This window comes from Fibrella forsythiae, from assembly GCF_017353175.1.
Lineage (GTDB): Bacteria > Bacteroidota > Bacteroidia > Cytophagales > Spirosomataceae > Fibrella > Fibrella forsythiae.
Map to the genome: position 1 here is coordinate 1 of NZ_JAFMYW010000029.1, position 10,072 is coordinate 10,072.

Annotated in this window: 7 protein-coding genes; 3 read left to right on the forward strand and 4 right to left on the reverse strand. The window is 50.6% G+C overall.

Annotated elements, in window-relative coordinates; translation table 11 throughout:
- The first annotated feature begins 142 nt into the window (after positions 1-142).
- Positions 143-421, forward strand: coding sequence for a hypothetical protein (locus J2I46_RS32165; RefSeq protein WP_207333223.1), 279 nt, complete (start codon positions 143-145; stop codon positions 419-421).
- Between the two features lie 22 nt (positions 422-443).
- On the opposite strand, the gene J2I46_RS32170 is transcribed toward J2I46_RS32165, so the two are convergent.
- Positions 444-734: a hypothetical protein gene (locus tag J2I46_RS32170; RefSeq protein WP_207333224.1), complete on the reverse strand. Its 291-nt coding sequence runs from the start codon at positions 732-734 to the stop codon at positions 444-446.
- Positions 735-985: 251 nt separating this feature from the next.
- Between J2I46_RS32170 and J2I46_RS32175 the strand changes: the two genes are divergently transcribed.
- Positions 986-1,471 carry a hypothetical protein gene (locus tag J2I46_RS32175; RefSeq protein ID WP_207333225.1) on the forward strand — a complete coding sequence of 162 codons (486 nt, stop codon included), beginning with the start codon at positions 986-988 and terminating at the stop codon, positions 1,469-1,471.
- Between the two features lie 459 nt (positions 1,472-1,930).
- Positions 1,931-5,413, forward strand: coding sequence for a carboxypeptidase regulatory-like domain-containing protein (locus tag J2I46_RS32180; RefSeq protein WP_207333226.1), 3,483 nt, complete (start codon positions 1,931-1,933; stop codon positions 5,411-5,413).
- Positions 5,414-7,248: 1,835 nt separating this feature from the next.
- Here the strand turns inward: J2I46_RS32180 and J2I46_RS32185 are convergent.
- The 3 genes from J2I46_RS32185 to J2I46_RS32195 form a co-directional block, all read right to left on the reverse strand.
- Positions 7,249-7,686, reverse strand: coding sequence for a nuclear transport factor 2 family protein (locus J2I46_RS32185; protein WP_207333227.1), 438 nt, complete (start codon positions 7,684-7,686; stop codon positions 7,249-7,251).
- 295 nt (positions 7,687-7,981) lie between these two features.
- A complete protein-coding gene (locus J2I46_RS32190; RefSeq protein WP_207333228.1) occupies positions 7,982-9,145 on the reverse strand; it encodes a pepsin/retropepsin-like aspartic protease family protein in 1,164 nt (387 codons plus the stop codon).
- A 66-nt stretch (positions 9,146-9,211) separates the two neighbouring features.
- Positions 9,212-9,664: a nuclear transport factor 2 family protein gene (locus J2I46_RS32195; RefSeq protein WP_207333229.1), complete on the reverse strand. Its 453-nt coding sequence runs from the start codon at positions 9,662-9,664 to the stop codon at positions 9,212-9,214.
- Between the last annotated feature and the right edge of the window lie 408 nt (positions 9,665-10,072).

Genomic DNA, 10,072 nt, shown 5'->3' on the forward strand with positions numbered 1-10,072 from the left:
AGCTGGTTTATAGGTACTTATGAAAAACAGATGCATTATCCTCAAGTTATTGCGATGCATAAAAAGCGGTGATTTAGCTTCGTAAGCGGGTGATGGATACCGCTGTCCATTTCCCCTTTACGAAGCTAACTCCCCTCTTTTTATGCCCTCTTTCTCTCCAACCCCCGCTTTCACCCAGGCCCTGGGCGCGCTCTGCCGCCAGCACGGGTATGACGAGTTTGTTACCGCCAGCTTTGAGCCCGCCACGGGTCAGCTGCTCATTGCCGCCGGGCCCACGCAGGGTCAGCTTACCCCTGCCATGCAGGCCATCCTGGAGGGCTGCCAGTCCATCCGGGCCACCTACCAGGATCGCCACCGCTCCATTGAGGAGGAGGAGGATGACGAGGAGGAGTACCCCGATGAACCCTACGATCTGGACTAGTGCTGCCTAAAGGCCGGGGCCTCTAGAAGTACAAAAACAGCGTCTGCACCCCCGCCGAATTGCCGATCCGGTAGCTGATCAGCCGGTTGAGGTTATAGCGGGTAGTCTCCACGGTGATATAGTCTCCGTCTAGGCCAAAGGCCCCGCTGGTGACCGGAGTCAGGCCAATGTAAACTAGGGCCACCCGCGCCCCGGCGGTTTTATTGTCAGTTTGAATGCGGGTGGCCGTTTGCTGGCCCAGGGAGACAACCTCCTCTTTTTGGCAGGCACTCAGGGCCGTCAGCAGCAGCACCATAAACAAGATACGTCTCATAGATGAGTTGGTTTAGATGGATTGGGCCCAGTAGGGAAGAGGTCCCTGGCCCTGTTTTCCTACAACCAGCAGATAAGGTTCCCCCGCCAATCGGTTTAGGCTGCGGCCTAAGCATAGTCCCAAGCCGGTCAGAACTATCACATCGTGAGAGTGGTGACCTGTTAGCCACCCTGAAGCGATCCTAGCTTTATCCTAGTCTTGAATCAGCCTTGCTTTCCATGTCCTCCTCTGCTTCTTGCCGTAGTCTCTCCTTGCCCGTTACGCCCCTGGTCAAACGCATCATCCTGGCTTCCACAAAAGGGCAGGCCCTGTTTGTGAGCCGCGAGCAGCGCAAGCCCTTCAATCCCTATTCGGCGTACCTGTTTGCCCTGCTTCAGCGCGAGCGCCGGGCCGCCGATGGGCAGGCCATGGCCGATGAGCATCTGACCGAAAGCCTGGAGATCCAGATCCCCGAGTGGCAGATGCGCGCGGGGTGCATTGAAGGGATTACCCCAGCCCGGGCAGTGGCCTTCAACACCTTTGTGACGAGTATCTTCCGCCAGCGGCTGCGCGAGGAGATCGAGCTGCGGCTGGAGACCACCCGGTTTCTCAAAGAGGCCGCCGAGCTGGCCCTGGCCCGCTGGGGGGTGGATGAGGATACCTATCCCCTGAGCGCGGCCATCCGCCACTATACCCGTCACCGGAGTGAGAGCAGCGGGACGACAGCTATTCCTACTGATTCACTGACTGTTGCCTGAGCTTATTAGAAGCGTTTGTTGCCAAAGTTGCGTGTGGTGCATAGAGGGCCGTCCTGCTTGGGGCGGTCCTCTTTTTGTGGCTGATGCCCGGCTTAACCAAGCGGCGTCTATGAAGCTGTTTACAGGCCAGCGCGTCCTGTTTCATAGCGCTACTGTCGGCAAAAACAGAAACACCTCCAAGCGGGCGACAACATGTTTTTAGTCGGCCTTTGAAGCAGGAAAGTCTGAGCCGGGGGCAGGCGGGATAGAATCGGTTAGCCGACCGGTTGTTGATCACCAGCGTAGTGGTCACCAGGATCGCCACCCCTAAGCCAACTGGGAAAGGCTTGCGCCATGAGGAGAAAAATTGACCAGGGTTCTTTTTCGAATCGACGTTTAGCCCGGTCTTACCGGGCTAATTTACCCACCAGTCGGGGGTAATTAGACGGCTTTTCCAGATTTCTACGCTTCCCCATGATGATGAAAATGCTTCTGGCCGGGCTGTGTTGGCTGCTCTGGTGGCCGCTCAAGCCTGGCCAGGCGCAGACGCCCGTGGCTTCGCTGAATGGGCGTATCCTGGACGCCCGAACGGGTGAACCCTTGCCCTTCGCCACCGTCTATTTAAACAATACCTCGCTGGGCACTACGGCCAATGAAAATGGGGCGTATCGGCTGATGGCCCTTCCGCTGGGGAATCAGGAAATAGTGGCTTCATTCCTGGGCTACCAGACTACCCGCTTGCCGCTTCGGCTGACCGATACCAACCCCCGCAGTCTCGACCTGACACTTGAACCAGCAGACCAGGCACTGGCCCTGGTGACCGTCAAGGCCCGTCATGACAAGAATTGGACGCGTAATCTGGCCCGCTTCAGCCGGGAACTCCTGGGCAATGGGTCTGAGGCCCGCCAGTGCCGGATCATCAATCCCAACGTGCTCTCGTTTGAGAACGAAAAAGGGCATCTGCGGGCGCGGGCGGGCGAGTCTCTGGTAATCGAAAATCAAGCCCTGGGCTACCGACTCTATTACAACCTGCTGTATTTCGATCTTTACCGGGAGAAAATGCAGTTTGCCGGTACGAGTCGATTTGACGAACTGCCTGCCGCCGATGCCCGTCAAAAGGCCCGCTGGCAAACCAACCGGATAGCCGTCTATCGGGGCTCGATCCAGCACCTGCTGGCCAGCCTGATGGCGGGGACCCATGAACAGGCGGGCTACCGGGTTTACCGTACGCCGCTAACTAACGGAGGAGACGACCGGATCATGCCCTTCGTGCGCACCCAGGAGCGGCAATACATTGACCCTAAACTGGCCGCTACCCTGTTCAGATCCGGTGGACTCTCTTTTGAACGGCAACTCATCAGCGACCAGCCCCTGGAGGTGTATTATGACCGGGTGTATGCCGCCAATTCGCCCTATCATGATTCCCCCTATGCCTATTCGTTACTGCTACTGCCCAGCCACCGCCTGGAGATGAATACGAACGGGTGGATCACCAGCAGCAACGGGCTGGATGTGCGGGGATATCTGGGTAACAACCGGCTGGCCACGTTACTGCCCGCTGACTGGAACCCACCCACGCCCGAGATACTGTTAGCCAACGGCATCCAGAGCGGGCGCGTTGGCCGGGCTGATGCGGGACTTGATTCGCTCAGCCGCCTGCGTAAAAGCCAGTCCGAGCGAACCGCTCCCCTGGTCTACCTGCATACGGATAAATCGTTTTACCTCACGGGTGATCAGCTTTGGTTGAGCGCTTACGTGCTGGATGCTGTCCGGCAGTTGCCCACCGTGACCCGCTCAGGTTCCGCTCTTGAGGTCGAACTGGTTGCCCCAACGGGCCAGGTGGTGCAGCATCACTGGCTGCCTGTCACCGATGGTCGGGCGTCGGATAACTTTCGGCTTCCCGACAGTCTGCCGACCGGAATGTATCGCTTGCGGGCCCTGACGGCATTGGACGCGTCTGTCGACAAGCCCGCCTTTGAATGCGCTTTCCCTATTTATACGGCTCAGGCGGAGAGGGCCCTGCCCACCGCCGGGTCCACGCAGTCCCCATCTCCGGCCCTCAGGACTCGGCCAGTCCCGGTGGCGGATTCACTGGATGTACAGTTCCTGCCCGAAGGCGGACGGTGGCTGGCAGGCGTAGCCAGCCGCTTAGGCGTCAGAGCGGTCGCCGCTGACGGACGGGGACGGGCCATTCGCGGGCGTCTTGTTGACCAGGCGAATCAGGAGCTGGTCAGCTTTAGCACTAACCGGCTGGGTCTGGGACAACTCACGCTCACGCCCCAGGTTGGCCACCGCTACCGGGCGGTCATCGAGTCGGACAGCGCCCGGCAGACCGTTAACCTTCCCGCCTTCGAGGCTGAAGGCTACTCCTTGTCGGTCGATGCGGTATCAGATAGCAGCCGACTGACCGTGCGGGTGCGGGCCACGGGCCGGTATGGTCAACAGCCCGTCTATATTAGTCTGCAATGCCGGGAACAACTGGTTTACCACCAGCAATGGCTGCTGCAAAAAGGAGAGGCTCAGTTTTCGCTCAGCACCGCGAGCCTGCCCCCGGGCGTGTGTCGACTCATCTTATGGGACGCAAACCTTCAGGCCCGGGCCGAACGATTAGTGTTTGTGGCGCAGCGGACAGAGGTTCTTCAGATGCGCGTCACCTTAAACAAGGCTCAGTATGCACCCCGCGAGCAGGTGGCACTGGGCTTTCAACTCCGGGATGCAGAAGGAAGCCCAGTCCAGGGTAGTTGGTCTGCCGCCGTGACGGATGCGGATCAGCTGCCCCTGGATACAAACCGGGTTGATCTGCCCACTTATCTACTATTGACGGCGGGGCTCAAGGGCCATATAGAGGCTCCAGCTTTCTATCTGGAGCCTCACCACGGGGCCGACCTGGATAATTTGCTGCTTACCCAGGGTTGGTGTCGTCTCCCCGCCGCACAGGCCCCCGATTCGACGGGCGGCTGGATGCTAAGCGGCCTGGTCCGGGACCAGAAAGGAAAACCGATGGGCGGTCAATCGGTCGTTGTCGTTTTGGAGCAACATAGTCAGCGAATGCTTTATAGCCTGATGACCGATGCGCAGGGTATTTTTCGCCTGCCGGGTCTGCTTCTGAGCGATACGGTGACGGTTAGGGCGGGGGTAGTTGGGCCCAATAAGGATAGGGCTCGTATCTCCATCAATCAGCCGGGTTCACTAAGGTCACCCGCTACCGTTTTTCCCGTCGCCTGGCAGCCCGTAGTTAACCAACTCGCCGATGCCCGGGCGCGCCACCTGGCCTGGCCTGCGTTTTACCGCGACTCGACGGCCCATCAGTTAGCAGAACTGGTCGTGCGGGCCAAAAAGCCGATTAGTGATGAGCGCCCTAAAGACGTAGAGCGGTCCAGCCTGCATGGGGCTGCTGACAACGTTATGATTGTCGAGCCGGGAAGTCCATTTGTCAGCATAACTGATCTCTTAAAACAGATGCCGGGTATGGCCCTTCTGTTAAGTCGAAACTTTAGCAGCTTTGGCGATAATTCACCCCTACTACTGGTCGATGGGGTATACACGGAATGGGCAATGCTTAAGACGCTTAGTCCATCGGAAGTAAGCCGGGTGGAACTCTTACGCAACCCCACCACGGCTGGTATCTATGGCGCACGGGCGGCTAACGGAGTGGTTGCCATTTATACCCGCAAAGACATGGGGCTAGTCAAGGATTTGCCCACGAGCATGTCGACCACCGTCGTTGGCTTTGTCAGTTCCCGCCAATTTTACGTACCGCAGTATGAACCAGCCGTTACAGGTGGGCCTATCGACCGGCGGGACGTTTTGTACTGGCAGGCAATTGGTCAGACGGATGAGAACGGTTTAGGCCGTATGGTCTTTCCCCTTAGTGACACGGCTAAACGGTTGCGCATCCTTCTACAGGGAGTAACCAATCAGGGGGTTCCTATGTCGTTTACCTGGGAGTTGTCTACCCGCTAAGGCTTGAGGCTGGCCTACTTTCTTTTAACTAGTTTGTGCCGTTGGTCCATTGGCTGGTTTCTAAAATATGCCCGTTTTGCTCCGCCGTAGCTAACTGGTTTTGGGACTAAAAGTCAGGTCAGCGCTGGATCTTCCGACTTTTCTCTCCAAAAAAGTCAACTCGCTCATCGTCAGGCAACTAAGCCAAATTTTTTGCAAATCAAGTCCCCAGTCACAGATAGGACTCCGCCACGCACTACCCCTCAAGTGCAATTGCGCTCCCAATTCCAGGTGATCTATGTTGAGGTGGTTACATGGCGGGCTGACCGTTAGCTAACCTCTTCAGTAGTGACCGGTCAGCAAGGTAATACCCACCTTCTCAGGCGCACTGGTACGCAGGTGCTGAAGACTAGTACGCCAGCCGGGCCGTTGTTACTTGCGGGCCGAAGCTAGGTTACTGGTTACTGCCATTCGGTAGCGTTATGGCTTCAGGGCTCACCGTGTACCCCTTGAACATGATGATTCGCTACTACACCCCTCACCGGTACGGATATTCCTACCGATTCGCTAGCTAGTGCCTGAGTCTATAGGAAGCGTTTGTTGCCAATTTGCGTGTAGTGCAGAAAGGGCCGTTCCGTTGGGGTGGTCCTCTTTTTATATAGCACTTAAACCTGGCGTAGCCTAGTCGGGGCAACAGGTAACCAGTTTTACAACTGTACGACGTCGTACAGTTGTAAAACTGGTTTGTAATCACCATCGGTCATTAACATTATATTTTGTTAGCTCAACGCTTCTGAATAGAGCGTAGACTATAAACTAACATAATTGCTCATGATATGTCACTGATGAAGCCTTTATTGATTGCCACTTGTTTAGCTCTTTTCTTAGTGAATTGCCATCGTTCGGTTTCAACAATTCCCATAACCGACTCTAACAAGAAAGCGTCCTCGACCAAAGTAGATTCACTTCACTCCCCCGGATATGCTATAATTCATCAACTTGGAGTAGGTGAGAATTTAGCAGATACAATTAGCATGGAGGAAGTACGTCGTTCATTGAAAAAGAAAGATCCATCTATCCTAATCCGAAGTACAGGAGCTAATTCGTTTGAAGTGGTCAAAGACACAACGAAACTATGAATACACTTACTCCTATGAATTAGGTAGGTACATGCAAGTAGTTCTGGATCCGTGAGTAAGTCAGTAAAGCGCTTTTAATTTCATTTGGTCAGATAGACTTGGTAGTGGCATGGGTTGCCATATCTAGATCTACAGACTTACTCACAGATCAATAACTACCATAATTTCACTTATATAACATTAATTGTCATCTCGTTGTATCTGTTCGCCTATAACTATGAGTAAATTCAGGAACACCAGTTTTTTTGCGTTTGCTTTATTGATTACGGGTATTCTGGTCGATGATCGCTACTTAAAGTACAGCTTGCTGGCCGGTTCAGTGCTATTATTTGTGGTCAGTATTATTCAACAGAGAAGAGCCCAGTAAGTTATTTAAAAAAACTAACGTAAGATCATTTACACAATAGACTACTCATGTCGAAATTTCCTTACGCAAAGCACATATTCAGCATTTTATCAGTGGCCATAATACTAGCTTTAGTGGCCAAATTTATCATCGCAAGTGTGCTTGTTTTAATTCCCTTGTCGCTGGGTCTATATTGGATTTTTGTACGAGGCTTTGCCAAAATAAAAGGCCTTTAATAAGCACAGTATATTAGTTTCTTCCCTTTACATAAGTGTATCTATAGAACACCTCTGAAAATATTGCTAATTTATTATGGAGGAAAGAGTTATATTATACCTATAACTGAACCGAATACAGAACCATTGAATGCATTATTCCACAAGAATATTAGTCGCTTGCCGTGCTATTAAACGCCAGCCACTTGAGGTTTTAATCCACACATCTGTATATCGCCTAGTTACCTTCTTTCCAACATTCTCAGTGGCTTTCTCAGGAGTGACAATTTCCTTGCCCATGGCAATTCCCACATTTTGAGTAAGGGTAACCTTTTCAACAATGCGCTCTACACTAGAGTAGTCAATTTTCCCTTCTCGAATAAAGCCGATAATTTGCTTAACTGTTACAATCTGATTGTATGGATTATTAACCACATAATTAGGAGACCAAAGCTTAAATAACGTTACGGTATCGCCTTTATGAACCGCTTCCAATTCGACTTGCTCAAGTCGTTTAATTTCCGCTTCGTTGGCTGATTGTCCCCACAGTTTAACGGGCAGTAATAGCAGACAGATAACAAAAATTTTTTCCATAAGAATGTGTCGTATGAGTGAGCCTATGTTATTGACCCGTGAATTAGTCCGTAAAGCAACTCCGTTCCCATGTTGCTATTAGGCCCGATAGTGGCATAAGTCTTCTCACTTGACTTTACAGACTTATTCACGGATCAATAAGTAATTATTTGTAGACTGCTCTACTCATTTTAAGAAAATGAGCGTTTTGTGCGAAATTACATACCGGGCATACAGGTGTGCTGGCTGCTAACAGTAGCTAACCCGCGCGAAGCGCAACCTCTTATAAGCACCCTTACTCTCTGTTAAACCAATTTTATGCCCCGCTTTTCTTCTGGTCTGCAAAATTGTCATGGTACAGTTTGTTGGGTTTTAGATAGACGACATTTTTTTGAAAATCTAAAATCGTATTAAACCGTTTCAATATGTCATTTCCTAAAATATGGGTATTGATACCACGTATGGGATTAGATGGCGGTAGCAATTGGGCAGGGACATTTGTCAATTTAAAGCTTCCAATTTTCAATACTTCCAAAGCAGCGGTGATAACAGGAATCTCATGACCGCTCACATCATGCATAATTACTTTTTTAAGTACTTTCATATCCCTGACAGGAATGCGTGATTCTTTCAATAAATTATTGTCAAGCATAACGGTTCTTACATAGCCTAAGTCAAAAAGAAACCAGTCTTTACTGTTAATTCCACTTTGCTGAAGTTCACTTTTTATATAAGGCTTGTTGTCAATATAACGTATTTCAAATGCCTCGTACTGCTTATCCCGTAAAATTTGTTTAGGCATCTTAGAATAGACAATCAGTTTATTATGGTCATAATTAAGCTCCACGATCATTCCGTCAAAGTTGTCCCATCCCAACAAGCCATCCGTTTCGTGGCCGGCCAGTTCGATGTCATGAACTTTACTTTTATAAAGTGTATTACCGATTTGTAATCTGTAGTCAGTAGTATAAAGTTTGGGTCTGGCTTTAAATTTGGTCTTCAACGCATCATTGGTGAGTGCCACTTCGTTTGCGCCCGTATCAAAATTAAGTATGAGTGAATCAGTTTCATCAAAGACAACCCGTAGAAAATTAGTATTATAGCTGTTTATAAAAAATGGAATTGAATCGTGAATTTCTGGCGATAGCTTAGAGAAGTTCCTTGTTTCAAGACATTGAATTCGGGTAAGACATGAATCTTTGTCATTAAGCAGGACGATAAAGTCCTTTTTTTGTCCGGGTTTGATTTTAAAACTAACTGAATCAATATCAGTCTTAAACTTCATTGTTGTTGGTTTAGTCAATTTGCCAGTTGTAAACACATCTAATTTTAATTTAGGATTGATGTGCCATCTGGAAACTGAATTATATTGGCCGTGAATAGTTGCTTGATTAGAATGCGCCTTAATGATTGGTAGTGCCTTTTGAGAAAAGCAAACACAACAGTTTAGTGAAATAAGAAATGATAAAATTATCTTCATGAGCGTAAAATTTTTAAAATGACATACAAGTAAGGATTATGTGAAGGAAGTTTGCAGCTAATAGTATCAATCTTCGATTGGAGCCGCTAAGGCCTCACTTATACCATATGCGGCTAACCCATCGCACGTAGCGATCAGCACTGCCGTATCTAAATAGGCCCGTAAATAAACTACTTTGCCCCAACGCATTTTTATCAGATGTATTCCCTCGTTGACGTAGCTTGATCCATCGGCTGGAGTAGCTCGGTCTGTCCATTCGACGGCAATCGTTGTCATCCAGGGCCACCCACTAACAGCCACACTGCGGATCTCGAAATTCAATCCTGGGAAAAGCCGGAACAAGCGAGCAAACCACTGCCGCATGGCTGGCACGCTATGACGAGTCCCCCCCAGCGTATGCTGGCCACTAAACGTATGGGTAATCGAGGGCGATATGCCTTTCAACATAGATTCGTAGTCTCCCTGACTTAACCGCTCAAAATTCTGAAGGACGATTTTTTTGACGATGCGATGATACATGACGTGAGCGAGTGGTGAGGTACTATTTATTAGACAGCCTACTTAATCTAATCAACCGTTATGGTTAAAAGCGTTGAACTGACCGCAGCGGCGGACCGTAAGATATAACACCAGTGACAGATTTAAGCGATCAAGTGAATAAACCCTAGTTTTACAAACGTACGACGTTGGTAATGCGGTTGTAAAACCAGCTGCTGCCCCGCCCTCTACTACCCTCTTATGTCACCAGCGACCCGAAACGCAGTTGATACAATTACCGGGTGATCGCTCGTATTGATCGATCCTGTCTGATAGCGGTGACCCGCCGAGAACGGGCTAAACAAGGCGTTCTACCGCCGGTTTGACGCCCTGCTGAGCCAGTATATTTCCCGCAAAAGCCAGGTCAGCAGTGGATCTTCCAACTTTTCC

What these genes read in the sequence shown, in the direction of transcription:
- J2I46_RS32180 (WP_207333226.1), top strand. Translation starts at nt 1,931, where the DNA reads ATGAAAATGCTTCTGGCCGGGCTGTGTTGGCTGCTCTGGTGGCCGCTC.
- J2I46_RS32170 (WP_207333224.1), bottom strand. Translation starts at nt 734, where the DNA reads ATGAGACGTATCTTGTTTATGGTGCTGCTGCTGACGGCCCTGAGTGCC.
- J2I46_RS32185 (WP_207333227.1), bottom strand. Translation starts at nt 7,686, where the DNA reads ATGGAAAAAATTTTTGTTATCTGTCTGCTATTACTGCCCGTTAAACTG.
- J2I46_RS32190 (WP_207333228.1), bottom strand. Translation starts at nt 9,145, where the DNA reads ATGAAGATAATTTTATCATTTCTTATTTCACTAAACTGTTGTGTTTGC.
- J2I46_RS32195 (WP_207333229.1), bottom strand. Translation starts at nt 9,664, where the DNA reads ATGTATCATCGCATCGTCAAAAAAATCGTCCTTCAGAATTTTGAGCGG.
- J2I46_RS32165 (WP_207333223.1), top strand. Translation starts at nt 143, where the DNA reads ATGCCCTCTTTCTCTCCAACCCCCGCTTTCACCCAGGCCCTGGGCGCG.